Origin of the sequence: Thiomonas sp. FB-6, assembly GCF_000377645.1 — a bacterium.
Lineage (GTDB): Bacteria > Pseudomonadota > Gammaproteobacteria > Burkholderiales > Burkholderiaceae_C > Thiomonas_A.
Map to the genome: position 1 here is coordinate 21,724 of NZ_KB898472.1, position 25,644 is coordinate 47,367.

At 71.7% G+C, this 25,644-nt stretch carries 23 protein-coding genes; 20 read left to right on the forward strand and 3 right to left on the reverse strand.

Annotated elements, in window-relative coordinates:
- Nucleotides 1–49 precede the first annotated feature (49 nt).
- From D466_RS0103900 to D466_RS0103990, 19 genes are all read left to right on the forward strand, one after another.
- Nucleotides 50–1,147, forward strand: coding sequence for a 2Fe-2S iron-sulfur cluster-binding protein (locus D466_RS0103900; protein ID WP_018912396.1), 1,098 nt, complete (start codon nt 50–52; stop codon nt 1,145–1,147).
- Between the two features lie 415 nt (nt 1,148–1,562).
- On the forward strand, nt 1,563–2,288 hold the full coding sequence (gene scpB / locus D466_RS0103905) for an SMC-Scp complex subunit ScpB (protein WP_018912397.1): 726 nt from the start codon (nt 1,563–1,565) through the stop codon (nt 2,286–2,288).
- A 22-nt stretch (nt 2,289–2,310) separates the two neighbouring features.
- On the forward strand, nt 2,311–4,071 hold the full coding sequence (rluB, locus tag D466_RS20450; RefSeq protein ID WP_018912398.1) for a 23S rRNA pseudouridine(2605) synthase RluB: 1,761 nt from the start codon (nt 2,311–2,313) through the stop codon (nt 4,069–4,071).
- Nucleotides 4,072–4,160: 89 nt separating this feature from the next.
- Nucleotides 4,161–4,580, forward strand: a complete 420-nt coding sequence (ndk, locus tag D466_RS0103915) for a nucleoside-diphosphate kinase (protein ID WP_018912399.1) — start codon at nt 4,161–4,163, stop codon at nt 4,578–4,580.
- 23 nt (nt 4,581–4,603) lie between these two features.
- Nucleotides 4,604–5,746 (forward strand): 23S rRNA (adenine(2503)-C(2))-methyltransferase RlmN, encoded by a 1,143-nt coding sequence (gene rlmN, locus D466_RS20455; protein WP_018912400.1) that lies wholly within the window; start codon nt 4,604–4,606, stop codon nt 5,744–5,746.
- Nucleotides 5,743–6,606, forward strand: a complete 864-nt coding sequence (gene pilW, locus D466_RS0103925) for a type IV pilus biogenesis/stability protein PilW (protein WP_018912401.1) — start codon at nt 5,743–5,745, stop codon at nt 6,604–6,606. The genes rlmN and pilW overlap by 4 nt, the downstream gene beginning before the upstream one ends.
- Nucleotides 6,607–6,611: 5 nt before the next feature.
- Complete coding sequence (locus tag D466_RS22640) at nt 6,612–7,703, forward strand: RodZ domain-containing protein (RefSeq protein ID WP_018912402.1); 1,092 nt, start codon at nt 6,612–6,614, stop codon at nt 7,701–7,703.
- 19 nt (nt 7,704–7,722) lie between these two features.
- On the forward strand, nt 7,723–9,006 hold the full coding sequence (ispG, locus tag D466_RS0103935) for a flavodoxin-dependent (E)-4-hydroxy-3-methylbut-2-enyl-diphosphate synthase (RefSeq protein ID WP_026284861.1): 1,284 nt from the start codon (nt 7,723–7,725) through the stop codon (nt 9,004–9,006).
- Between the two features lie 95 nt (nt 9,007–9,101).
- On the forward strand, nt 9,102–10,379 hold the full coding sequence (gene hisS / locus D466_RS0103940; protein ID WP_018912404.1) for a histidine--tRNA ligase: 1,278 nt from the start codon (nt 9,102–9,104) through the stop codon (nt 10,377–10,379).
- Between the two features lie 49 nt (nt 10,380–10,428).
- On the forward strand, nt 10,429–11,064 hold the full coding sequence (locus tag D466_RS0103945; protein ID WP_018912405.1) for a tetratricopeptide repeat protein: 636 nt from the start codon (nt 10,429–10,431) through the stop codon (nt 11,062–11,064).
- The gene (gene bamB, locus D466_RS0103950; protein WP_018912406.1) at nt 11,061–12,215 is read left to right on the forward strand and encodes an outer membrane protein assembly factor BamB; all 1,155 of its coding nucleotides are present in this window, start codon (nt 11,061–11,063) and stop codon (nt 12,213–12,215) included. Before D466_RS0103945 ends, bamB begins: the two co-directional genes overlap by 4 nt.
- A gap of 35 nt (nt 12,216–12,250) precedes the next feature.
- Nucleotides 12,251–13,708 (forward strand): ribosome biogenesis GTPase Der, encoded by a 1,458-nt coding sequence (gene der / locus D466_RS0103955; protein WP_018912407.1) that lies wholly within the window; start codon nt 12,251–12,253, stop codon nt 13,706–13,708.
- A 136-nt stretch (nt 13,709–13,844) separates the two neighbouring features.
- Nucleotides 13,845–14,093: an RNA chaperone Hfq gene (gene hfq / locus D466_RS0103960; RefSeq protein ID WP_026284862.1), complete on the forward strand. Its 249-nt coding sequence runs from the start codon at nt 13,845–13,847 to the stop codon at nt 14,091–14,093.
- A 64-nt stretch (nt 14,094–14,157) separates the two neighbouring features.
- Nucleotides 14,158–15,345 carry a GTPase HflX gene (gene hflX, locus D466_RS20470; RefSeq protein WP_231385655.1) on the forward strand — a complete coding sequence of 396 codons (1,188 nt, stop codon included), beginning with the start codon at nt 14,158–14,160 and terminating at the stop codon, nt 15,343–15,345.
- Nucleotides 15,346–15,362: 17 nt separating this feature from the next.
- Nucleotides 15,363–16,793, forward strand: coding sequence for an FtsH protease activity modulator HflK (hflK, locus tag D466_RS0103970; RefSeq protein WP_018912410.1), 1,431 nt, complete (start codon nt 15,363–15,365; stop codon nt 16,791–16,793).
- A 34-nt stretch (nt 16,794–16,827) separates the two neighbouring features.
- Nucleotides 16,828–17,727, forward strand: a complete 900-nt coding sequence (hflC, locus tag D466_RS0103975) for a protease modulator HflC (protein ID WP_018912411.1) — start codon at nt 16,828–16,830, stop codon at nt 17,725–17,727.
- Between the two features lie 94 nt (nt 17,728–17,821).
- Entirely contained in the window at nt 17,822–18,994 is a 1,173-nt protein-coding gene (locus D466_RS0103980; protein ID WP_018912412.1) for an ATP phosphoribosyltransferase regulatory subunit, read from the forward strand.
- 60 nt (nt 18,995–19,054) lie between these two features.
- A complete protein-coding gene (locus D466_RS0103985) occupies nt 19,055–20,377 on the forward strand; it encodes an adenylosuccinate synthase (RefSeq protein ID WP_026284864.1) in 1,323 nt (440 codons plus the stop codon).
- A 59-nt stretch (nt 20,378–20,436) separates the two neighbouring features.
- Nucleotides 20,437–20,961, forward strand: coding sequence for a phosphoribosyltransferase (locus tag D466_RS0103990; RefSeq protein WP_018912414.1), 525 nt, complete (start codon nt 20,437–20,439; stop codon nt 20,959–20,961).
- A 25-nt stretch (nt 20,962–20,986) separates the two neighbouring features.
- Here the strand turns inward: D466_RS0103990 and D466_RS24665 are convergent, their stop codons facing one another.
- Both D466_RS24665 and ybiB read right to left on the reverse strand, forming a co-directional pair.
- Nucleotides 20,987–21,853, reverse strand: a complete 867-nt coding sequence (locus D466_RS24665) for a potassium channel family protein (RefSeq protein WP_018912415.1) — start codon at nt 21,851–21,853, stop codon at nt 20,987–20,989.
- 110 nt (nt 21,854–21,963) lie between these two features.
- Nucleotides 21,964–23,334: a DNA-binding protein YbiB gene (gene ybiB / locus D466_RS23805; RefSeq protein WP_196803419.1), complete on the reverse strand. Its 1,371-nt coding sequence runs from the start codon at nt 23,332–23,334 to the stop codon at nt 21,964–21,966.
- Between the two features lie 168 nt (nt 23,335–23,502).
- Here ybiB and D466_RS20485 point away from each other — a divergent pair, with 168 nt between their 5' ends.
- On the forward strand, nt 23,503–24,825 hold the full coding sequence (locus tag D466_RS20485; protein ID WP_196803420.1) for a glycosyltransferase family 2 protein: 1,323 nt from the start codon (nt 23,503–23,505) through the stop codon (nt 24,823–24,825).
- Here D466_RS20485 and D466_RS0104010 read toward each other — a convergent pair.
- Nucleotides 24,791–25,600, reverse strand: a complete 810-nt coding sequence (locus D466_RS0104010; RefSeq protein WP_018912418.1) for an IclR family transcriptional regulator — start codon at nt 25,598–25,600, stop codon at nt 24,791–24,793. The two genes, D466_RS20485 and D466_RS0104010, sit on opposite strands and share 35 nt — an antisense overlap.
- Nucleotides 25,601–25,644: the final 44 nt, after the last annotated feature.

The window sequence follows — 25,644 nt, forward strand, 5'->3', positions numbered from 1 at the left end:
ATCCGGCGGCCCTGGCATCGGCCGGGCCGCGCGGAGCGCCCCATCGTCCATGCCGACCATCTCCATTCCCGCCCTGGGCCTGCAATTGCAGGCCGACCCCGACGAAAACCTGCTCAAGGTGCTGCGGCGCCATCGCGTGCCCATCGGCTGGTCCTGCAAGCGCGGCGAATGCGGCAGTTGCAAGTGCGTGCTGGAGCGCGGGGAGGTGGACTTGCGAGGCTACCAGCCCGGGGCCTTGCCGGCGGCGCAGCGCGAGCAGGGCATCATCCTGGCCTGCAGCAGCCGCATCCTGGGCGATGTACAAATAGGCCTCGTGGACACCGACGACTATATCGAACACCCGATCCGCAGGCTGGGCTGCCGCGTGCTGTGGCTGCGCGAGCTGGCGCCGGAGGTGTTCGCGCTGCGCCTGGGCATCGTCGGCGCCTGGGAGCCGGAGCCTGGCGGCGAAGCCGACGCCGGCGGGCCGTTCCTGTTCTCGGCCGGTCAGTATGCGCACCTGAAGGCGCGCGACGCCCACGGCGCGTGGATCGGGCGCGACTTCTCCATGGCCGGCACGCCGGTCGAGGCCGAGTACGACGGGGAACTGGAATTCCACATCCGGCGCACGCCCGGCGGCTCCTTCAGCGGGCTGCTCGGCGGCGCGATCGTCGCTGGCACCGAATTGCGCCTGGAAGGCCCGATGGGGCGGGCCTATTTCCGCCCCCGCCACCAGGGGCCGCTGTACGCGGTGGCCGCGGGTACCGGCCTGGGGCCCATGCTGTCCGTGGTGCAGACCGCGCTGGACAACGGCAAGACCGATCCGGTGGTGCTGTACGCGGGCTTCCGCAACCCCTCCGAGGTCTACGGGGTCGAGTTGATGCGGCAACTGGCGCAGCGCCATGGCAACTTCCGCGCCCACGTGGTGGTCGAGTTCGACGCGCCGGGCGGCTTGCGCGGGGGGCGCGTGGGCGACGCGTTGTTCGCCGACGTGCGGGATTTCGCCGAGGCGAAGGTCTACCTGGCCGGCTCGCCCGCGATGGTCGAAGCGGTGAGCGCGGAACTGCTGGCGCGCGGCGTGCCGGCGCGCGACCTGCACGCCGATGCCTTCTACGCGCCCGCGCCGGAGGCCCTGGCGCCGGCGCAGCAGGACGCCGCGGGGGCTTGAGGGCCCTTCGAGGCCGGCCGGGAAACCAGGGCGGCCCCGCGTTGCCTGGAACTGGCGCGGCAGCCGGCCGCGGGCGGGCCGTTGTTCGCCGGTGACGAAGCGCCGGGGCGCAAGGGGAATTTTCGGGACGCCGCCCGGGCGTGGTTTACAATGCGCTTTCATCGTCGTGCCGGAACAGCACGCTCGGCAGCCGTGAAGCGGCCCGGGCGCCCCGGTTCGATGCCCGGCATGGCCGCCGGCGGGAGTGTTGCAGAGCCTGTTCCCGAAGCGGCCCGCTGCCGGCACGTGCTTCCGACGCGTGCGCGCCTGCGCCGCGGGGCCTGGTGTCTGGAAGCACGGCGCATTTCGAATGCATGTCGAACACCGGCTCGGGAGGGCCGGCCGTGGCGCATCCTGCGCGCGAATCCTTTCACGAATGAACACTGCATGGGCCAAGCGGGTCCTCGAGACCGCGCTGTTGTGTGCGACCCAACCGCTGAGCCTCGCCGCGCTGCGTAGTCTGTTCGACGACGAGCTCGAGGCGGAGATCCTGCGCGCGCTACTGGCGGAGCTGCAGGAAGACTGGCGCGAGCGCGGGGTGGAACTGCGCGGCGTGGTGGGCGGCTGGCGTTTCCAGAGCCGCGAGGACATGCAGCCCTTTCTGCAGCGCCTGAATCCGGAAAAGCCTCCGCGCTATTCCCGTGCGGTGCAGGAAACGCTGGCCATCATCGCGCACCGCCAGCCGGTGACCCGCGGTGATATCGAGGACATCCGCGGGGTCAGCGTGAACGCGCAGATCCTGCGCCAGCTCGAGGATCGCGGCTGGGTCGAGGCCATCGGCCACCGCGAGGGGCCGGGACGCCCGGTGCTGTTCGCGACCACGCGCCAGTTCCTCGACGACCTGGGCCTGCGCGAACTGGCCGAGCTCGAGGAACCGGCTGGCGACGCCGTGGACCCCAAGCAGATCGAACTGCTGGTCGGCGGCGGCCTGCCCGAAGCCGAAGCCCCCGGCGCTGTGTCCGCGCCGGAACCCGAGGTACGCGAGCCGGCTTTGCAGGCGCCCGACGCGGCCGAAGCCCCGATTTCTGCACCCGACGAACAGGCCGAACAGGCCCCGTCCGGCGCGGCCGAGGAAGCGCCCCCTTCGGCGCTCCTGGGCTGAATCCCCCAAGAAGACTCCTTCCATGTCCGATCAAGATCACGAGCACACCCCTTCCGAGCCCTCCGCGGCGCAGCCCGCCACCGCACCTGGGGAAGCTTCCGGAGCTCCCTCCGCGGAGACCGGCTCGCAACCGCGCCGGGATGGCGCGCGCCGCCGCCGCCGCCGCAACGGCAAGGGCGCGCGCGAGGGCGCCGGCCAGGACGCCGCGGAAAACCAGGGTGAATTCGCCGATGCCGAGGCCCCTGAAGGCGGCGCGGGCGAAGGCAGCGGTGACGCCGCGGGCGAACGCGCCGCGCCGGGCCAGCGCTCCCAGCGCCGCGGCCCGCGCGATCGCGGCCAGGGCAATCCGGCCGCGCAAGGCGCCAGCCGCCCCAGCATCCCGCCGGTGCGCATCGAGGAAGTCGTGTCGGGGGATTTCGACCGCGCCGTGGAACTCGCGGACACCGCCGAGCCGGGGGTGCGGCGCGTGCTGGCCCCGTCGCCGGAGGCGCCCAAGCTGCACAAGGTGCTGGCGCAGGGCGGCATCGGCTCGCGCCGCGAGATGGAGGAACTGATCCAGGACGGGCGAGTCTCGGTCAATGGCGAGCCCGCGCACCTGGGGCAGCGCATCCAGCCGGGCGACCAGATCCGGGTCAACGGCAAGCCGCTGAAAATCCGCATCGCGCCGCCGCCGGCTCGCATGCTCATCTACCACAAGCCGGTTGGCGAGGTGGTCACCTTCAAGGACCCGGACGGACGCCCGACCGTGTTCCGCAACCTGCCGCGGGTGCACAACGCCAAGTGGACGGCCGTGGGGCGCCTGGACATCAACACCGAGGGTCTGCTGCTGCTGACCACCTCGGGCGAGTTGGCCAACAAGCTGATGCACCCCAGCCAGGGCGTCGAGCGCGAGTACGCGGTGCGCGTGCTCGGCCAGCTCGACGACGCGATGCGCGCGAGCCTGCTGCAAGGCGTGGAGCTGAGCGACGGCCCGGCGCGCTTCCTGAGCCTGGAAGAGGCCGGCGGCGAGGGCGCGAACCGCTGGTGGCGCGCGGTCATCGCCGAGGGCCGCAACCGCGAGGTGCGGCGCCTGTTCGAGGCGGTGGGGCTGACGGTCAGCCGCCTGATCCGCGTGCGCTACGGCTCCATCGCGCTGCCGGCCGGCCTGCGTCGGGGCGATTTCGCGGAACTCGATCGCGACGATGTGAAGGCACTGATGGCGCGCGCCGGCCTGGGCGCCGGCCAGACGGCGCGGCGCAAGGGTGGCCGCTCGGCGCCCGCCGCCACGCCGGGTGGGCCGCAGCAGGGTGCCAGGCGCAAGCAGGGTGGCCCCCGCCCGGACCGCGGTGAGCGCGGAGACCGTGTGGAACGCGGAGAACGTGCGGAACGCGGAGACCGTGTGGAACGCGGAGAACGTGCGGAACGCGGAGAACGCGGGGAACGCGAGCCCGGTCCGAACAGCTATGCGATGAGCGCGGTGGACGCCCTGTTCGGCCGCGCCAGCCGCGAGGCCCGCCAGGCCAGCCTGCGCAATGCGGCGCTCGAGGAAGGCTCCGAGTTGCCCGAGCGCGAGCCGGGCCCCAATAGTTACGCGATGAGCGCGGTCGACGCGCTGTTCGGCAAATCCGCCGGCGGCCCGGCGCGCTCGCGCGGCCCCCGCAACGCCGAGCGCGCCCGCAAGGGTCCGCGCAAGGGCGGGGCGGGTGGGCGCCAGCCCGACCCGACGCGCTCCGCGCTGGGCGTGGGATCCCCTCAATCCCCGTTCCCGAAGGCGGGGGCCAAACGCAGGAATCATTCCCGCTGAGCCTAGGCCTGGCGTGCAGGACTCGCAGTGCCTTCGCGCAGGGCCTTACAATTTCCGATTAACGTTTTGATTATCTGGAGAGAAAACACATGGAGCGTACGCTCTCGATCATCAAGCCCGATGCGGTGGCGAAGAATTGCATCGGCAAGATCATTGACCGTTTCGAGTCCGCCGGCCTGAAGGTTGTGGCGGCCCGCATGATGCACCTGTCGCGCGCCGAGGCCGAAGGCTTCTACGCGGTGCACAAGGAGCGTCCCTTCTTCAAGGATCTGGTGGACTTCATGGTCTCCGGCCCCGTGCTGGTGCAGGTGCTGGAAGGTCCGGACGCGATCGCGCGCAACCGCGAGCTGATGGGCGCCACCGACCCGAAGAAGGCGGCTGCCGGCACCATCCGCGCGGATTTCGCCGACAGCATCGACGCCAACGCCGTGCACGGTTCCGACAGCGCGGAGAACGCCGCCATCGAGATCGCGTTCTTCTTCCCGTCGAACTGGATCTTCTCGCGCTGAGATCCCCGCCTGCCCGTCCCGCGATGAACCGAGCCGTCAACCTGCTGCAGTTCGACAAGGCCGGCCTGGTGGAGTGGCTCGGCCTCGCGGGGCACAAGGCGTTCCGCGCGCGCCAGCTGATGCACTGGGTGCACCAGCGCGGCGTGGCCGATTTCGAGGCCATGACCGACCTCGCGCGCCCGCTGCGCGCGTGGCTGGAGCAGGGCGCCTGCGTGCAGGCCCTGCCGGTGCTCAGCGAGCAGCGCTCGCGCGACGGCACGGTCAAGTGGCTGTTCGACGTCGGCGCCGGCAACGCGGTGGAGTCGGTGTTCATTCCCGAGGTCTCGCGCAACACCCTGTGCGTGTCCTCGCAGGCCGGTTGCGCGATGGCCTGCAGCTTCTGCTCCACCGGGGCGCAGGGCTTCGCGCGCAACCTGGAGAGCTCCGAGATCCTGGCCCAGTTGTGGTGGGCCGAGTTCACCATGCGCCGCGAACTTGGGCTGCCCAAGGGCGAGCGCGCGATCTCCAACGTGGTGATGATGGGCATGGGCGAGCCGCTGCAGAACTACGGCGCGCTGATTCCCGCGTTGCGGGTGATGCTCGACGACGATGCCTACGGCTTGTCGCGGCGCCGCGTCACCGTGTCCACCTCCGGCGTGGTGCCCATGATCGACCGCCTGGCGGCCGATTGCCCCGTCGCGCTGGCGGTGTCGCTGCATGCCCCCAACGACGCCTTGCGCGACCAGTTGGTGCCGCTGAACCGCAAGTACCCGCTGGCCGAGTTGCTGGCGGCGTGCGAGCGCTACCTGGCGCACGCGCCGCGTGACTTCATCACCTTCGAGTACTGCATGCTCGACGGCGTGAACGACGGGCCCGAGCAGGCGCGCCAGCTCATCGAGCTGATGCGCGGGCGCTTCCCGTGGAAGTGCAACCTGATTCCGTTCAATCCCTTTCCCGGCTCGGGCCTGCGGCGCTCGCCGCCGCAGCGCGTGGCGGCGTTCGCCTCCATGCTGATCGAAGCCGGGATCGTGGCCACGGTGCGCAAGACCCGTGGCGACGACATCGATGCCGCCTGCGGGCAACTCGCCGGGGAGGTGCTGGATCGCACCACCCGGCGCGCTGGCCGCGTGGTGGCGATCGCGGCGTCGGACGCCGCGCCCGCAGCGAACCAGGAACGATCGGCATGACTGCAACCCTGACTCGATTCCGCGCCGCAAGGCTGCGCGGGGCCCGCGCGGCCACCGCGTGGACGCTCGGCCTCGCGCTGGCCGTGCTGGGCGGTTGCGCCGCGCCGGGCGGCGGCGCGAGCGGCAGCGGCAACTACGCGGGCACCGCGCCGGGCACGCAGCCCACGCAGGCCGACAAGAGCGCGCGCATCCGCCTGGAACTGGCCGAGGGCTACTACCAGCGCGGCCAGCCCGACGTGGCGCTGGGCGAGGTCACGCAGGCCCTGCAGGAAGACCCGGGCTACGTGCCGGCCTACACCATGCAGGCGCTGATTCACATGAGCCTGGGACAGAACGACCAGGCCGAGTCCAGCTTCCGCAAGGCCTTGTCGCTGGCCCCCAGCAACCCCGACACGCTGCACAACTACGGCTGGTTCCTGTGCTCGGTCAAGCGCTATCCGGAATCGTTCGAGATGTTCCGCAAGGCGCTGGCCGTGCCCGGCTACCGCAACGCCCAGCGCACCGACCTGGCCTACGGGGTGTGCCAGTACCGCGCCGGAGACCTCCCGGGGGCCGAGAAGACCCTGCGCCAGGGCTTCGCGCTGGACCCTTCCAACCCGGCGCTGTCCACCAACCTGGCGATGGTGCAGTACCTGCGCCATGAGTATCCCAAGGCGATGTTCTACATCCGCCGCGTCAACTCCGGCAACGCCGCCACCGCGCAGACCCTGTGGCTGGGCGTGCTGATCGCGCGCAAGGCGGGCGACGCCGTCAGCTCCAACCAGTGGTCGCAGCAGCTGGTGCAGAAGTACCCCGATTCGGCCGAGGCCATCGCGGCCCAGCAGGGGCACTACGACGATTCCGCGTTGCTTCCGCACTGAGCGCCGTGTCGAATCCGCCGTTTCGAAATACGCAGCCCTCCGACGCCGGCGGCGGCGAGCCCGAACTCGCCGCGCGCCGCCAGGCGGGAGCGCTGTTGCGCGCGGCGCGCGAGGCCGCCGGACGCAGCCTGAACGAACTGGCCACGCAACTGAAGGTCTCGCCCGACAAGATCTCCGCGCTGGAAACGGGCGAGTGGGAGCGACTGCACGATGCGGCGCACGCGCGCGGGCTGCTGCGCGCCGCGGCGAAAGCCGTACGCGCCGATGCCGACGAAGTGCTGCGCCCGCTGCCCCCGGTGTTCGTGCGCGGCACGCCGATCCTGCCGGCGGCCGGTGTGACCATGGGGCCGGCGCGGCCCGCGGAACCCGTGGGTACGCATGGATCCGGCCGTCGTCTGGTCTGGCTGGGGCTGCTGGTCGTGGTGGTGGCGTTGGGCCTGATGGTTCTGCCCCGCGCGGAGCGCCTCGGCTACGTGGCGCAGCAATTGCGCGCCTTGCTGACCCACCGCGCGGCCGGCCCGGGTCCGGGCGTCACGATCGTTCCGGGCTCGCCGCCGGCCGGCCCCGCCTCGGCGGCCGCGTCCGCGCCGGACCTTGCCCCCCCGGCTTCTCCGGCAGGCTCGTCGGCCGTGTCGTCGGTGTTGCCGTCCGCATCGTCTGCCGTGGCCCTGGCTCCGGCGGCCGCGGCCGAATCGGGCCGGGCCGAGGGCGCCCCGGGCGCGGTGCCGGGAGCCCGCCCGCCGGGCGGGGGCGCGTCGGCGGCATCGGCACGCACGCCTGCGGCGTCCGCGCCGGCCCCGGCGGGTGGCGCCAGTGCCTCCGCCGCGGCTGCCGGGCCGCCCGGCCCCTTGCTCAACCTTGGCGCCAGCGCGCAAAGCTGGGTACGCGTACGCTCCCAGTCGGGACGGGTGCTTTACACGGGACTGCTCGCGCCGGGAGCCTCGCAGGACGTGGCCACGCGCCAGGGCGACTTCCCCCTGCACCTGACCGTGGGCAACGCCGCGCAGACCCGCGTCAGCCTCGGCGGCAAGCCGGTGGCGATGCAGGCTGGCGGCGGCAACGTGGCGCGCCTCGTTTTGCAGGGCACGACACCCTGAAGGTCCGGGAATGAACGACATGCTGGGCGTCGCCGCGGGCGACGCGGACATCGACGACGCCGAGCCGCGTCGCCACCTGACGCGCCAGGCCGTGGTGGCCTGGGGCTCGCGCAGCGTCACCGTGGGCGGCGACGCCCCGGTGCGCGTGCAGTCGATGACCAATACCGACACCACCGACGTGGTCGGCACGGCCATCCAGGTCAAGGAACTGGCGCAGGCCGGCTCCGAACTGGTGCGCCTGACCGTCAACACCGACGAAGCCGCGGCCGCCGTGCCGCGCATCCGCGAGCAGCTCGACCGCATGGGAGTCGACGTGCCGCTGGTGGGCGACTTCCACTACAACGGCCACCTGCTGCTCACGCGCCATCCCGAGTGCGCGCAGGCACTGTCCAAATACCGCATCAACCCCGGCAACGTCGGCAAGGGCGACAAGAAGGACCGCCAGTTCGCGCAGATGATCGAGGTGGCCGCGCGCTGGAACCGCCCGGTCCGCATCGGCGTGAACTGGGGCAGCCTGGACCAGGAACTGCTGGCCTCGCTGATGGACGCGAACGCCGCGCTGGCGCGCCCGCGCGATGCGCGCCAGGTGATGTACGAAGCCCTGATCCGCTCGGCGCTGGAGTCGGCGCGGCGGGCCGAGGAACTCGGCCTGCCGGGGCACCAGATCCTGCTGTCGTGCAAGGTCTCGGCAGTGCGCGACCTGGTGGCCGTGTACCGCGAACTGGCGCGGCGCTGCGACTACGCGCTGCACCTGGGCCTGACCGAGGCGGGCATGGGCACGCGCGGCACCGTGGCCTCCGCGGCGGCGCTGTCCATCCTGCTGCAGGAGGGGATCGGCGACACCATCCGTGTGTCGCTGACGCCGCAGCCGGGCGAGGCGCGCACGCAGGAAGTCGTGGTCGCGCTGGAAATCCTGCAGGCGCTGGGGCTGCGCACCTTCACCCCCAGCGTCACCGCCTGCCCGGGCTGCGGGCGCACCACCAGCAGCGTGTTCCAGGAACTGGCGCGCGACATCGACGCCCACCTGCGCGAGCGCATGCCCAGCTGGCGCCGCGAGTTCCCGGGCGTGGAGGGCCTGCGCGTGGCCGTGATGGGCTGCATCGTCAACGGTCCCGGCGAAAGCCGGCACGCCGACATCGGCATCAGCCTTCCCGGCACCGGCGAGCAGCCGGCCGCGCCGGTGTACGTCGACGGCGAGAAGCGCCACACGCTGCGCGGCGAGGACATCGCGGCGCAGTTCATCGCGCTGGTCGACGACTACATCCGCCGGCGCTGGGGCGTGCGCGCCGAGGCGCAGCTCTGAAGCCCCGAGCCGGCGGGGCCCCGGGCGGCCGCCAGGCCGGCCGCGGCCGCGCGGCCTTCCCGATCCGCATTCCGATCCGTATCCCGATTCCCCACATGAATCCCAAGCTCAGCGCCGTCAAGGGCATGAACGACATCCTGCCGCCGGAATCGGCGCGCTGGGAATGGTTCGAATCCCAGGTGCGCGAACTCATGCGCGCCTACGGCTACCGCAACGTCCGCACTCCCATCGTCGAGCCCACCGCGCTGTTCGTGCGCGGCATCGGCGAGGTCACCGACATCGTCGAGAAGGAGATGTACAGCTTCACCGACTCGCTCAACGGCGAGGCGCTGACCCTGCGCCCGGAGAACACCGCCTCCCTCGTGCGGGCGACGATCGAGCACAACCTGCTGTACGACGGCGGCAAGCGCCTGTGGTACACGGGCCCGATGTTCCGCCACGAGCGCCCGCAGCGCGGGCGCTACCGCCAGTTTCACCAGGTGGGCGCGGAGGCGCTGGGTTTCGCTGGTCCCGACGTGGATGCCGAGCTGATCCTCATGGTGCGGCGCCTGTGGACCATGCTCGGCCTGCACGGGCTGCGCCTGGAGATCAACTGCCTGGGCCAGGCGCCCGAACGCGCCAGCCACCGCGCCAAGCTCATCGCCTATTTCGAGGCCCACGCGGCGCAACTCGACGAGGACGCGCGCCGGCGCCTGCACAGCAATCCGCTGCGCATCCTGGATACCAAGAACCCGGCGATGCAGGAACTGGTGCAGGACGCGCCGCGCCTGCTGGACGAACTCGGCGAGGAGTCGCGCGCGCATTTCGAGGGCCTGCAGGCGCTGCTGCGCGCGGCGGGACAGGATTTCGTGGTCAATCCGCGCCTGGTGCGCGGGCTGGATTACTACAACCTGAGCGTGTTCGAGTGGGTCAGCGACCAGCTGGGCGCGCAGGGCACGGTGTGCGCCGGCGGGCGCTACGACGGCCTGATCGAGCAGATCGGCGGCAAGCCGGCTCCGGCCTGCGGCTGGGCGCTGGGCATCGAGCGCGTGCTCGACCTGCTGGCGCAGGCCGAGCGCCAGCCCGAGGCCCCGGCGCCCGACGCCTACGTGGTGCTGGCCTACACGCCGGCCCTGCCGCGCGCGCTGCAGGTGGCCGAGGAACTGCGCGCGGCCGGCCTGGCGGTGCTGATGCATGCCGGAGGCGGCAGCCTGAAGTCGCAGATGAAAAAGGCCGACGCCAGCGGGGCGCGCCACGCCCTGATCTTCGGCGAGGCCGAGTGGCTGGCCGGCGAGGTGAGCGTGAAGTCCCTGCGCGCCGGCGGTGAACAGCAGCAGCGCAGCGTGGCCTTGCAGCCTGCGTCGCTGCTGATCGATGGCCTGACCGGGGCCTGAGCCGCGAAGCGGCAACTAGAATGCCCGATCGCCAACCCGTGCCGAGCCCATGAGCTACAACCTCGAAGAACAGGATCAGATCGACCAGCTGCGTGCCTTCTGGCAGCAGTGGGGTACCGCCATCTCGGCCCTGCTGCTGGTCGCGGCGCTGGCCTGGGCCGGCTGGAGCGGCTGGCACTGGTGGACCCACCGGCGCGCGGCGCAGGCCTCGAGCCTGTACTCCCAGCTCAGCCAGCGCATCGCCGCCAGCGACCTGAACGATGCCGCGCCGATCTTCGGCAAGCTGCGCCAGGACTATGGCTCCACCGTGTACGCGCAGATGGGCGCGCTGACGCTGGCTCGTGCCTACGACAACGCCGGCCAGGCGGCGCAGGCGCTACCGGTGCTGGGCTGGGCGGCGGCGCACGGCCCGGTAGCGGCGCAGCGCGCCGCGGCCATGCTGAACCTGGCTGCGCTGCAGATCGACGCGCACCAGTACGAGGCCGCGCTGGCCACGCTGAAGACCCCTCCGGCGCCGGCCTTCGAGGCGCTGTTCCTGACCCGGCGCGGCGACGTCTACGCCGCGCAGGGCCAGCGCGAGCAGGCGCGCAAGGCCTACGAGCAGGCACTGTCCCGGCTGGCGCCCGACGCGGCGCTGCGCCAGCTGCTGCAAATCAAGATCGAGAGTGTCGGGGGAGCCGAATGAAGCGCGGACTGTGGATGGCGCGTCTTGCGCGCGTGGTGGGTGCCGGCGTGGCGCTGGGCCTGCTCGGCCTGTTGGGGGCCTGTTCGTCGGCGCCCAAGCAGCCGGACCCGACCCCGCTGGGGCCGGTGCCCCCGATCCTGCGGGTGGACACCGTCTGGCATGACAGCGTCGGCCCGGTACCGTCGACCTTCCACGCCGCGGTGGCGGGCGCCCGCGTGGTGGTGGCCTCGTCCAACGGCGACGTGCTCTGCCTGAGCACCTCCGACGGGCGCGAACTGTGGCACAGCCACGTCGACGGCGGCATCAGCGCCGGCGTGGGCAGCGACGGCAACTTCAGCGCCGTGGTGAACGCCGTCAACCAGGTCGTCTCGCTGGGCCCGCAGGGCCAGGTGCTCTGGCGCTACCAGTTGCCCAGCAGCGTGATCACGCCGCCGGCCGTGTTCGGCGGCATCATCGTCGTGCAGGGCGCCGACCAGCATCTGTGGGCCTTCGACGCGGCCACCGGCGCCAAGCGCTGGGACGACGAGTTCAGCGCCCCCGCGCTGTTGCTGCAGCGGGGCTCGGGCATGGCGCTGGCCGACGGTGACGTGGTGCTGGGCGACGCGCGCGGCCGGCTGCACGCCGTGCGCCTGGCCGACGGCACCGCGCTGTGGGACGTGCAGATCGGGCGCCCGCGCGGCGTCACCGAGGTGGAGCGCCTGGTCAGCATCACCGGGACCCCCGCGCTGGCGCAGGGCGTGGCCTGCTCGCGGGCCTACCAGTCCGACCTGGGCTGCGTGGACATGACCAGCGGGCGCCTGCTGTGGTCGGCGCGCGCGGACGGCTACAGCTCGGTGAGCCAGAACGGCCAGGAACTCGCGGCCGCGCAGGCCGACGGGGTGGTGCAGGCCTACGCGGTGGCCGACGGCAAGCAGCTGTGGCACAACGACCAGCTCAAGTACCGCAAGCTCGGCGCCCCGCTGCTGGCGGGCCACACCGTCGCGGTGGGCGACCTGCAGGGCTACGTGTCCTTCCTCGACGCCAAGGACGGCCAGATCATCGGCCGTGCGTCGACCGACGGATCTCCCATCGACTCGCCGATGAGCCTGGCCGGCAACACGCTGGTCGTGGTGACCAGCAAGGGCGGCATCTACGGGTTCCTGCCGCGCTGAGGCGCGGTCCGAACCCGATCGCCGGATAGGAAACGATGGTTCCCGTGCTCGCCCTGGTCGGCCGCCCCAACGTGGGCAAGTCGACCCTGTTCAACCGTATCACCCGTTCGCGCGACGCCATCGTCGCCGACATTCCGGGCCTGACCCGCGACCGCCACTACGGCCGCGCGAAATGGCGCGACCAGACGCTGCTGGTGGTCGACACCGGCGGTTTCGAGCCGGTGGTCGACACCGGCATCGTCGCCGAAATGGCGCGCCAGACCCGCCAGGCCATCGCCGAGGCCGACGTGGTGGTGTTCCTGGTGGACGCCCGCACGGGGCTGGCGCCGCAGGACCAGCACATCGCCGTGTACCTGCGCAAGACCGGCAAGCCGGTGCTGCTGACCGTCAACAAGTCGGAAGGCTTGAGCCCCGCGGCCATGGCCGAGTTCCATGAACTCGGGCTGGGCCAGCCGCTGCCGGTCAGCGCCGCGCACGGCCAGGGCGTGGCCCCGCTGCTGGATGCGGCCTGCGCGCTGTGCCTGCGCGAAGCCGAGCCCGAGCAAGCCGAGCTCCAGGGACCCGAGGAGTCCGGGGCCGCGGAACAGGCCGCGGCCGAATCCGGCGCCGCGGCGCCCGAGGACGGCGGCGAGGCCGCCGCGGGCCAGGCACTCCCGGCACGCGCTGCGCCGCTGCTGGCGCCGCGCACCATCAAGCTGGCCATCATCGGGCGCCCCAACGTGGGCAAGTCCACGCTGATCAACGCGCTGGTCGGCGAGGAGCGGGTCATCGCCTTCGACCAGCCCGGCACCACGCGGGATGCCATCGAGGTGCCTTTCGAGCGCGACGGCGTCTCCTACACCCTGATCGACACCGCGGGGCTGCGCCGGCGCGGCAAGGTGTTCGAGACCATCGAGAAGTTCTCCGTGGTCAAGACCCTGCAGGCCATCGAATCCTGCAACGTGGTGGTGCTGCTGCTCGACGCCAGCGAGCCGGTGTCGGACCAGGACGCCCACATCGCCGGTTTCGCGGTGGAGGCGGGCAGGGCGCTGGTGGTGGCGGCCAACAAGTGGGACATGACAGACGCCTACCAGCGCCAGCGCTTCGCGGCCAGCGTGGTCGAGCGCCTGCCTTTCCTGGGCTTCGCGCACCGACACGAGATCTCGGCGATTTCGCGCAAGGGCCTGCGCCCGCTGCTGCGCTCGGTGGTGGAGGCGCACCGCGCGGCCTTCGCCAAGCTGTCCACGCCGCGCCTGACCCGCGAGTTGCAGGAGGCGGTGGCCTTCCAGCAGCCGCCGCGCGCCGGCACCGTGCGCCCGAAGCTGCGCTACGCCCACCAGGGCGGCCAGAATCCGCCGGTGATCGTGATCCACGGCAATTCCCTGGACAAGGTGCCGAACAGCTACACGCGCTACCTGGAGTCGCGCTTCGCGCGCGTCTTCAAGCTCGGCGGCACGCCGCTGCGCATCGAGTACCGCACTTCGCGCAACCCCTTCCAGAACTCCCGGGACTGAGGCCTTCCGGGCGGATTCCGGCGCATGACCTCAGGGGCAGGCGGGACGTGTCGGGCAGCGCCCGGAAGGGGCAGGCCTTTGTGCTATGTTCGTCGGGGTGGAAGTATTTTCCATAAAAACACAACCGGAGTTTTCCATGAGCAATAAAGGGCAGTTGTTACAAGACCCCTTCCTGAACCTGCTGCGCAAGGAGCATGTCCAGGTTTCGATCTACCTGGTCAACGGCATCAAGCTTCAAGGTCACATCGAGTCCTTCGATCAATACGTGGTCCTGCTGCGCAACACCGTCACGCAGATGGTGTACAAGCACGCCATTTCCACCGTCGTTCCGTCCCGTCCCGTGAGCTTCCAAGTCGGTGCAAGCGAGTCCGAAGCTGCAGCCTGAACCAGCGTCCCCGGGGCCGGGCTGGGCCGGGCCCCCTTCCCGAGGGGGCCCGGCCCAGCCCGGGTTGCCCGCGGCCTCCCCGGGCCTGCCAGCAGCGGTGCTGGTGGGTGCCGACGTGGGGCAGCCCCATCCCGATCCGCAGTTGCTGGAGTTGCACGAACTCGCCGTGTCGGCCGGATTGCGGCCGGCGGGCAGCAGCTTCAGCCGCAGGCGCCACATCGACCCCGCGCTGTACCTGGGATCGGGCAAGGTGGTGCAGATCAAGGATCAGGTGCTCGAGGCGCAGGCCGGCTGCGTGCTGTTCGACGCGGCGCTGTCGCCGGTGCAGCAGCGCAACCTGGAGCGCGAATTCGGCGTTCCGGTGTGGGACCGCACCGCGCTGATCCTGGAGATCTTCGCCCGCCGCGCGCGCAGCGGCGAAGGCAAGCTGCAGGTGGAACTGGCGCGCCTGCGCCACGCCGCCACGCGCCTGGTGCGCGGCTGGACCCACCTGGAGCGCCAGCAGGGCGGCATCGGCCTGCGCGGCGGCCCGGGCGAGAAGCAGATCGAACTCGACCGCCGCATGCTCGAGGACAAGATCAAGCAATTGCAGCTGCGCCTGCGCAAGCTGCAGCGCCAGCGCTCCACCCAGCGCCGTTCGCGGCGCCGCGGCTCGCAGTTGCAGGTATCCATCGTCGGCTACACCAACGCCGGCAAGAGCACTCTGTTCAACGCGCTGACCCATGCCCGCGCCTATGCGGCCGACCAGTTGTTCGCCACCCTCGACACCACCACGCGCAGGCTGTGGCTGGGCGAAGGCCTGACGGCCGTGCTCTCCGACACCGTGGGATTCATCCGTGAACTTCCCCACAGCCTGGTGGAGGCCTTCAAGGCGACCCTGGACGAGGCCGCCGAGGCGGACCTGCTGCTGCACGTGGTGGACGCATCCAACCCGCAGGCCGAGCAGCAGATCGAGCAGGTGCAGCAGGTGCTGCGCGAGATCGGCGCCGAGCAGGTTCCCCAGATCCTGATCTACAACAAGATCGACATGCTCGACGGGCCGGTGCCGCCCACGCGCAGGCGGGCCGCGGGGCAGCTCCGTGCTAGCATCGACAGCTTCGATGTGAGCGCGCTGAGCGGGCTCGGGCTCGACGCGTTGCGCGAGCGCCTGGCCGAACTGGCGCGCAAGCAGCTGCTTCATGCCGAGGCCGCCGACGCATGTTCCGGGGCCGAGGCGCCGGCGCCGCAGGCCGACATCGTGCATCCCGTCTGACCTCCCTTTCGTTCCCGATGCGATTCGTTCCGATCCGTACTCCGCAGCGCGGCCCGCTGCGTCCGCGCCCGCTGCACGCCGGCGAAGGCGACCCGGATTGGGGCCGCGGCGGCCGTGGCGGATCCGGTTCGGGCGACGGCCGCGGCGGCGTGCCCCCGGAAGGGGAGCGGCGCAACCCGCGCGGCCAGGGGTCCGGGGGCCCGCCCGACCTCGACGAACTCTGGCGCGATTTCAACCGCAAGCTCAACGGCCTGTTCGGCCGGCGCCGCGCCGGCGGCGGCGGCGGAGGGGGCCTGCGCCCGCCGCGCCGTCCCGGCGGCTTTCCGGCCTCTCCGCGCACCCTGGGCCGCGTGCTCGCCGCGCTGGTGGTGGTGTTCGCGCTGGGCTGGCTGGCCTCGGGCTTTTTCGTCGTGCAGCAGGGCCAGGTGGCGGTGATCAGCCGCCTGGGCAGGGTCTCGTCGGTGGACCAGGCCGGGCTCAACTGGCATGTTCCGGCGCCCTTCGGCAACGCCGTCGTGGTGGATGCCGATGCGCTGCATACCCAGCCGGTGGGCGATTCCTCGGTGGGCACGCTCAGCGGCGCGCCCCGTTCGTCCATGCTGACCTCCGACGGCGACATCGTCGACCTGCGCCTGAGCGTGCAATGGCGGGTGGGTAACGCGGTGGATTTCGTGTTCGGCGACCGCGACCCTGAAGCCGCGGTATCGCAGGCGGCGCGCGAAGCCATCCGCGGGGTGATCGGCGGCACCAGCCTGCGCCAGGTGATGCACGGCGACCGCTCCGCCATCGCCCGCGACGCGCAGGCGCGGGTGCAGAAACTGCTCGACCGCTGGCACAGCGGCGTGCGCGTGACCGACCTGAGCATCCAGCGCGTGTCCGTGCCGGAGCCGGTGCGGCCGGCCTATGACGATGCGGCCAAGGCCGAGCAGGACGTGCAGCGCCTGCGTGCGCAGGCGCAGGCCTACGCCCAGGAGGTGCTGCCGCGTGCGCAGGGCACGGCGGCCGCGCTGGTGCAGCAGGCCGAAGGCTACAAGTCCAGCGTGGTGGCGCAGGCCCAGGGCGATGCATCGCGCTTCGACCTGGTCTATGACGAATACCGCCGGGCTCCCCAAGTGGTGCGGGAGTCCCTGTACCTGCAGACCATGCAGCAGATCCTCACCAGCGTGACCAAGGTGCTGGTGAGTTCGCACGGCTCCAACAACCTGTTGTACCTGCCGCTGGACAAGCTGCTGCGCGAGGCGCCGGTGCCGGGAGCCTCGGCCCCGGCCGCCGCGGCCCTGGCGGACCAGCGTGGCGCGGCACCGCTGCCCGGCCTGCCGGCCTCGCTGCCGCAACTGCCGGCCTCGCCCGCGCAGGCAGCCTCCTCCGCGCAGCCGGCATCGCCCGCCTCGCAGGCCTCTCCCGCGCGCGGCGGCCGCGACTCGCTGCGCGAGCGCGAGTCGCGCTGAAGCTCCCGCGCCCCCTGAAATCAGGCTACCGCCGATGAACCGTCTTGCCCTTGCCGTCCTCGCCGCCGTGCTCGTGCTCGCGGCCGCCAGTTCGAGCGTATTCGTCGTCAACCGCGGCCAGTTCGGCGCGGTCTACGCGATGGGACGCGTCGACCGCGTTCAAAGCCAGCCCGGCCTGTATTTCAAGTGGCCCGCGCCGATCGAGAACGTGGTGCTGCTGGACGGCCGCCTGCGCACGCTGCGCAGCGTGCAACCCGACGCCTTCGCCACGCGCGGCAAGGACGACCTGGTGACCGGCTGGTTCGTCAAATGGCGTGTGCGGGACCCGCAGGCCTACCTGCGTGCCTTCGGCGCCGGCGAATCGGCGGCGGACGACCGCATCGGCGCCGCGCTGCGCTCGCAGCTGGGCTCCGACCTGGCCGCGCTGGACCTGAAGGGCGTGCTGGCGGCGCAGGACGGCGAACTCGAATCCAGGCTGAGCGCCCAGCTCGCCAAGACCCTGGGCGCAAGCGGCATCGAGGTGACCGACGCCGGGCTCACCGAACTGGACTACACGGCCGACGTGACCGACTCCGTCTACCGGCGCATGGCCGCGGCGCGCAAGCTGGAGGCCGACCAGACGCGCGCGCAAGGCCAGGCCGAGGCCGACAAGATCCGCGCCGAGGCCGACCGCCAGCGCGAGGTGCTGCTGGCGCAGGCCTACCGCAAGGCGCAGACCCTCAAGGGCGAAGGCGACGCGCAGGCCGCGCGCATCTACGCGGCCTCCTTCGGCAAGGATCCGGAGTTCGCCGCCTTCTACCGCAGCCTGGAGGCCTACCGGGCGAGCTTCAACAGCCGCAGCGACGTGCTTGTGCTCGACCCGTCGAGCGACTTCTTCCGCTACATGCGCAGCCCTGGCGGGCGGCCGGCGGACAGCGGCGTGCGCAAGCGCTGAAACGCCACGGGCTTGCGCCCGTGCCCCCCGCCGGCCCCAAGCCCTAGAATGCGGGCTGGCCATTTTTCGAACATCCGGTCTTCCCTTGCCCTGCATGACTGCCTGGCTGCTCCCCGAGCGCTTCTCCGATGTGCTGCCGCGCGAGGCCGCGGCCATCGAGCAGCTGCGTCGCACGCTGCTCGACCATGCCACCAGCCACGGCTACGAGCTGGTGATCCCTCCGCTGCTCGAATACGTCGAGTCCCTGCTCTCGGGCACCGGGCAGGACCTGGAGCAGCAGACCTTCAAGCTGGTCGACCAGGTCTCCGGCCACATGCTGGGCCTGCGCGCCGACATGACGCCGCAGGCCGCGCGCATCGACGCGCACCTGCTCAACCGCCAGGGGCTGGTGCGCCTGTGCTACTGCGACAGCATCGTGCACACCCATGCGCAGGGCGTGTACGCGACGCGCCAGCCGCTGCAGTTCGGCGTCGAGCTCTACGGCCACGCCGGGCTCGAGGCGGACCTGGAGGTGCAGCACCTGGCCCTGCACAGCCTGCGCCTGGCCGGCTACGACAAGCTGGCGCTGGGGCTGTCCGACGCGCGCCTGGTGCGCGGCGTGCTGGGCGGCCTGGTGGCCGGCCCGCTGCGCCTGTCGGCGATGCTCGAGGCGCTGTCGCGCAAGGACGTGCCGCGCCTGCGCGAGCTCACCGCCGCGCTGCCGCAGGCGCAGCGCGAGCCGATCCTGGCGCTGACCGAACTGTTCGGCGACGCCGGCGTGCTGCAGGAGGCGCGCCGCGTACTGCCCGCCCGCGAGCCCGTGCTGCGGGCGCTGGACGACCTGGAACGCCTGGCCCGGCTGCACGAGCAGGCGGGTTGCGACGTGCAGGTGGACCTGGCCGACCTGCGCGGCTACCACTACCACAGCGGCGTGATCTTCGGCCTGTACGCGCCGGACCGCCCGGACGCGCTGGCGCGCGGCGGGCGCTACGACGAGGTCGGAGCCACCTTCGGGCGCTCACGCCCGGCCACCGGCTTTTCCATGGATCTGCGCGAGCTGGTGCGCGGCATGCGCGCCCCGGCGCCGCGCGCCGCCGTGCGCGCGCAGTGGTCGGAGGAACCCGGCTACGTGCAGGCCGTGCGTGCCCTGCGCGAAGCCGGAGACGTGGTCATCGAGCTGCCGGCGGGTGCCGAGTTCGAGGGCGAGAGTTTTCGCCTGGACCGCGAACTCGTTCGCGCCGAAGGCGGCTGGGCGGTGCGCGCATGCGCGCCGTCGGCAGCGGCCTGAGGCGCGCGGCGGCGCGCGGACCCTATCCCATTTTCATTTTCCGAAAAGGCAAGAAGTGTCGTGAGCACAGGACGTAACGTGGTCGTCGTGGGCAACCAGTGGGGCGACGAAGGCAAGGGCAAGGTCGTCGACTGGCTGACCGACCAGGCACAGGGCGTGGTTCGCTTCCAGGGCGGCCACAACGCCGGGCACACGCTGGTGATCAACGGCCAGAAGACGGCGCTGCAGCTGATTCCGTCGGGCGCCATGCGCCCGGACGTGATCTGCTACATCGGCAACGGCGTGGTGGTCGACCCCGAGCACCTGATGAAGGAAATCGCCCGCCTCGAGGCCGCCGGCGTGCAATTGCGCTCGCGCCTGCACATCAGCGAAAGCTGCCCGCTGGTGCTGCCCTCGCACGTGGCGCTGGACGTGGCGCGCGAAGCCAGCCGCGAATCCCGCGGCGTGGGCAAGATCGGCACTACCGGCAAGGGCATCGGCCCGGCCTACGAGGACAAGGTGGCCCGGCGCGCCGTGCGCGCGCAGGACCTGAAGCATCCCGGGCGCCTGGCCGACAAGCTGCGCGAGGCGCTGGACTGGCACAACTTCGCGCTGCGCGAGTTCCTGCACGCCCCTACGGTGGACTTCGACTCCACCTACGCGCGCCTGCTGGAGCTGGCCGAGCCTATCGGCCCCATGCTGGCCGACGTGGGCTACCACGTGCACCGGAGCCGCCAGCGCGGCGACCGCCTGCTGTTCGAAGGCGCCCAGGGCACGCTGCTCGACGTGGACCACGGGACCTACCCCTTCGTCACCTCCAGCAACTGCGTGGCCGGCAACGCCGCCGCCGGTTCGGGCGTGGGCCCCGGGGAGATCGACTACGTGCTGGGCATCACCAAGGCCTATACGACCCGCGTGGGCAGCGGCCCCTTCCCGTCGGAGCTGCCCATCGACCAGCCGGGCACGGTGGGGCACCACCTGCACACGGTGGGCCAGGAGCGGGGCACGGTGACCGGGCGTCCGCGGCGCTGCGGCTGGATCGACACTGCCGCGCTCAAGCGCGCCAACATCCTGAACTCCACGACCGGCCAGTGCGTCACCAAGCTGGACGTGCTGGACGGCCTGACCGAGATCCTGCTGTGCACCGGCTACCGGCTGGACGGCCGCGACATCGACATCCTGCCGCTGGACGCCGACGACATCGCGCGCTGCGAGCCGCGCTACGAGCGCATGCCCGGCTGGAGCGATACCACCGCCGGCCTCACCCGCTGGGAGCAGCTGCCGGCGCGCGCGCGCGCCTACCTGGAGCGCGTGGCCGAGCTCAGCGGAACGCCCATCGCGATGGTGTCCACCGGCCCCGACCGCGACCACACCATCGTGTTGCAGCACCCCTTCGGCGCCTGAACCGCCAGCGATCCCCACCATTGTTCCGCGCCGTGCCCCGGCGCAAGAGGCAAGAGGCCATGCTCAGCGAAGACGGCAAGAACATGTACGTGTCGTGGGACGAATACCACGCCCTGATCGAAAAGCTCGCGCTGAAGATCCACAAATCGGGCTGGGAATTCGACCAGATCCTCTGCCTGGCGCGCGGCGGCACGCGCCCGGGCGACGTGCTGTCGCGCGTGTTCGACCGTCCGCTGGCGATCATGTCCACGAGTTCCTACGCCTCGGGCGCGAATGCCGAGCGTTCGCGCGTGGAGATCGCGCACTACATCACCATGCCCCGCGGCGAGCTCAGCGGGCGCGTGCTGCTGGTCGATGACCTGGCCGATTCCGGCGAGACGCTGCGCGCCGTGGCCGACCGCCTGCGCGCCGGACCGTTGAACATCACCGAGCTGCGCACCGCGGTGATCTGGGTGAAGGGCATTTCCACCGTGCTGCCCGACTATTACGTGGAAATGCTGCCCTCCAGCCCGTGGATCCACCAGCCCTTCGAGGAATACGACACGCTGCGCCCGGCCAAGCTGGCCGAGCGCTGGAAGTTCTAGGCCCGGCCCGCTCGGCGCGGCCCGCTCAACGCGGCCCGCGGCGGGGCTTGGCGCGCGCGGTCCTGCGCACGCGCGGCGATGCCGCCGCCTCGGGCGGCGCGGGGATGCCGGCCGCGGATTGCAGCGAGGCGATCTGCCCGCGCAGTTCCCCCAGATCGGCGCGCAGGGCCTTCATGTCGCGGTAGATCTCGTGCTGCAGGCGCCGTTCGCCTTCGCCGATCAGGAAGGCCGCCACCGAGGCCGTCACCAGCGAGAACACCGCGTAGCCGACCACCACCACCAGCACCGCCAGCAGGCGCGACGAGGTCGCGGTGGGCACGATGTCGCCGTAGCCGATGGTGGCCGCGGTGGTGAAGGCCAGCCAGAGCCCGTCGTCGAAGGTGTGCGCGGTGGGCTCGAGCCAGTAGAAGCCCAGCCCCGCCAGCAGCACCGCGCCGGTGCCCAGCGCGAAGGCATAGGCCACGGCGTTGGCCGCCACCATGCGCCGCAGCCCGCTGAGCATGCGGGCGAACACCAGGCCCACGAAGGCGGCGCGCGCCAGGCGCACCAGCGGGATCCATTCGCTGTCCAGGCCCATCAGCGCAAGGCCCGAAGCGAGCACGATGAACAGGTTCAGCCAGTTGTACAGCAGGTAGCGCAGGCGCTGGCGGCCGAGCATCAGCATGGCCGCGGTCTCCAGCGCGAAGGCGCCGAAGATCAGCGCGTCCATCACCACGCCCAGCCCGCGCAGCGGATGCCCGGGCTGCAATTCCTCGAGGTAGAAGGAGGGAACGGCCAGCAGCGCGATGCCGATCATCAGGGGGTGCAGGCGCTTTTCCAGCGCGTACACGCGCGCCGGTTCGCCCGGCGGCGCGCCGTTGAGCCCCATCCAGAACACCAGGTCCAGCGCCATCGCCGCTTCTTCCCGTCCGCTTCCTTCTGTCCGCCTACTGCGCCCTGGCGGGATTGTGCCCCGGCGCGGGTGGAGTGCGGCAGCGCGAAACGCGCGTGGCGTGCCCGAGATCAAGCGGAGGCGATTTCTCCGGGGCTCCCGGCACGGCCCAGCTGCGCGAACAGCGTCTCGATGCGCTGCAACTGGGCCTGCAGGGCCTGCGGCGGCGGCTCACGCCCCTCGAGTACGTCGCGCGTCCACGCCAGCGTGTCGGCGGGGCTTTGCGCCGCGGCCCGCGCGCGCAGCGCCACGGCCTCGTCGCCGGGGGGCGCCTCGTCGGCCTCGCTGTGCACGCATCCCTGGGCGTCCACCCGCAGCCACTGCGAGGGGCGCTCCGGATGGGCCGGCACCTCGCCCTCGCAGCCGCGCGAGATCAGCGCCGGCTGGCGCAGCGCGCCCAGCACGTGGGTCATGCGCGGCGCGTAATCCGCGTGGGTGTAGCTGGCCAGCAGCAGGCTGGGTCCGCGCAGCGGTGCCAGCAGCTTGGCCACCGCGTGGGCGCTGTTGCGCACGCCCAGCTCCTCGCGCCAGCGCAGCACCCGGCGCAGCTCGGGGCTGAGCTGCTCCAGGTCCAGGTACACGGCGTCGCCGCGCTCCAGCGCCTGCGCGGCCTGCTCGCGCCCGTCGGCCACCGGCAGGCTCAGCGCGCTCCACAGCGGCAGCGTGTGCGCGCGCCCGTCCGGCTGCTGCGCGCCCAGCACCAGCACCGGCACGCCGCGGCGCCTCAGCAGCTCGGCCAGCAGCGGCACCTGGTTGGGCAGGCGCCGCGTGCCGTTGAGGCTGCTCAGGCACACCGCCGCGCGCGAGGTCGGCAGCGCGGGCACGGCGTCCAGCACCGCGCGGGTGAAGCCTTCCAGTTCCTCGGCGCTTTCCGATTTCATGCGCAAGGCCACCAGCGCGGCGCCCGCCTGGGCGTCGCCGAGCTGGCCTTGCAGCAGCCACTCCATCAGCGTGCGCGCCTGGCCGGACTCGAGGTCGCGGCTGCCGCGCGGGCCGCGGCTCAGCGCATGCAGCCACGGGAGCACCTGCGTGCGCGCGGGTGGCGTGGAAGGGGCGGGCAGGGTGTCGAGGCCCTGCAGCGCATGCCGGGCCAGGGCCTGGATCACCAGCTCGCTGTCGCCGGCGGCCGGAAGCAGCTCCACGCGCATGCCGGGATGGAGCTCGTGCACACGCCGCAGTTCCTGGGTGACGTCGCGCTCCAGGTGGGCGCCGGTGCCCAGGAACAAGGGCACCAGGCACAGCTGCTCGCAGCCTTCGCGCGCGGCGCCCTCCAGCGCCTGGCCCAGCGAGGGTTCCATGGCTTCCAGGAAACACAGGGCCACGTCGGCGTCCGGGCGCATCGTGCGCAACGCGGCAAGCACCGACTGGAAGGGTTCGGCCCATTGCGGGCGCCGGGATCCGTGGGCGAGCAGAAGCAGGCGGGCAGGGCGGGAAGCTTGCATGGGGGATGACGCGTCGAGGGTTCCACCCGCCATTGTGCGCGGCAACATCACACTGCGGCAGGTCAATGCCGGCGGATCCATGTGAGGCAGAATGTCGAAACGTAGCAAAACGTAACTATCGATTCGGGAACACGGCCGGGGGGCATGCGTGAAACCAAGGAGTCCATCATGCGTTTGTCTTCCGCGGCCGGGCGCGAGCCGGCCGACCTGCTGCTGGCCGGAGCGCTGCTGCTGGCAGTAGGCCTGCTGTTCTATCTCGGGCTGGCGCGCCATGCCCTTGAACCGCTGCTGCTCGCGCTGCATCGCGAAGGCTGGCGGCGCATCGTGCTGGAGCCGGCGCTGGTGCTCGGCTACCTGGGGCTGGGCCTGAGCGCGCTGCGCGTGGCGCTGTGGGCCGCGTACCGGCCGGTGGCGTGCGCCTCGCACGCCGAGGCTCCGATGCTCACCGTGGTCATTCCCGCCTACAACGAAGGGGCGATGGTGGCGCGTTCCATCGATTCGGTGGCGGGCGCGGACTATCCGCCCGGGCGCCTGCAGGTGCTGGCGGTGGACGACGGCAGCCGCGACGACACCTGGGAGCACATGCAGCGCGCCGCCGCGCGCCACCCGGGCATCGTGCGCACCCTGCGATTCGCGGCCAACCGCGGCAAGCGTGCCGCGCTGGCCGCTGGCTTCCGCGAGGCGCGCGGGGAGGTGTTGGTGACCATCGACTCGGACAGCGTGATCGAGCCCGGCACGCTGCTGGCCATGGTCGCGCCCTTCCGCGATGCGCGCGTGGGCGCGGTGGCCGGGCGCGTGGCGGTGCTCAACCGCTTCCAGGGCCTGATTCCGCGCATGCTGCACGTGCGCTACGCGCTGAGTTTCGATTTCCTGCGCGCCGCCCAATCCACGCTGGGCAACGTGGTGTGCTGCCCGGGCGCGCTGTCGGCCTACCGCGCCAGCGCGGTGCGCCGCGCGCTGCCGGCCTGGCTCGACCAGCGCTTTCTCGGCCAGCCTTGCACCATCGGCGAGGATCGGGCGATGACCAACCACATGTTCGAACTGGGCTACGACGTGCGCTACCAGAGCAATGCGGTGGTGCACACGATGGCTCCCACCAGCTACCGCGGCCTGTGCAGGATGTTCCTGCGCTGGAGCCGCAGCCAGTTGCGCGAGGACTGGCGCCTGCTGGGCCTGCTCGGCTCGCGCCCGCTGCCGGCACGCCTGGTGGCGGGCCTGGAACTGCTCGCCACCGACCTGGGCTACGTGTTCGGGCTGGGGGCGCTGGCGCTGGCCGCGCACGCCGCCGTCGGCGAGCCGAGGGTGCTGGGCTACATGGCCGCGGCGGTGGCGCTGGGCGCGGCCCCCGGCGCGCTGTACTTCCTGCGCATGGAGCGCTCCATGGAATGGCTGTACGGCCTGGCCTACGGCTACTTCTCGGCGCTCGCGCTGTTCTGGATCATGCCCTACGCGGCCGTCACGGTGCGTGCCAGGGGCTGGCTGACGCGTTGAGGGCGGCGCCCAGGCGCCGCGACAGCAGCTGGGCATAGGAGCGCAGGGTCTGCGCCAGCGGGCCGCCGGGGTCGGAGTCGAAGGCCGGCGTGGGGCCGATGAGGGTCAGCGCCAGCACCATGTGGCCGCGCTGGTCGAACACGGGCGCCGACATCGCGCTGATGCCGGGCAGCAGGCCGTCCACGCTCAGGCTCACGCCCTCGGCGCGTACGCGCGCCAGCTCGGCCTCGAACTCCGGATCCGGCGCGCTCTGGCCGGGCACCTCGCGCAGGCGCTCGCGAGCGTGGAAGGCGGCGAAGGCCTTGCCAGTGGCCGTGTTGCGCAGGCTGGTCACGGTGCCCGGGCGCATGCGCACGTGCACCGCGCTGGGCGCTTCCTCGATGCGCACGATGGTCGGCCCGTGGTTGCCCCACAGCGCGATGGCGGCGCTCTGCGCGGTGGCCTGCGCGAGTTCCACCAGCACGGGCTCGGCCAGGCGCACGGGGTCGTATTGCTGCAAGCTGATCAGGCCCAGCTCCATGGCCAGCGGCCCCAGGCCGTAGCGGCCGGTGGAGTCCTGGTCGATGAGTCCGAGCTTGCCGAAGCTGACCAGGTAAGGGTGCGCCTTGCCCGGGGCCATGTCGGCGGCCTGCGCCAGTTCCTTCAGGGACAGCGCGCGTCCATGGTCGGCGAGGGCGCGCAACAGGCGCCCGCCCACCTCGATGCTCTGGATGCCTCGCGAGCCGCGCGCGGGGGCGTCCTCGTCGGAATCGGGTTTATACCTATGCTGATTCATTAGGGATTGACTAAGCTGCGTTCAACAGATTCATTTCAAAACAT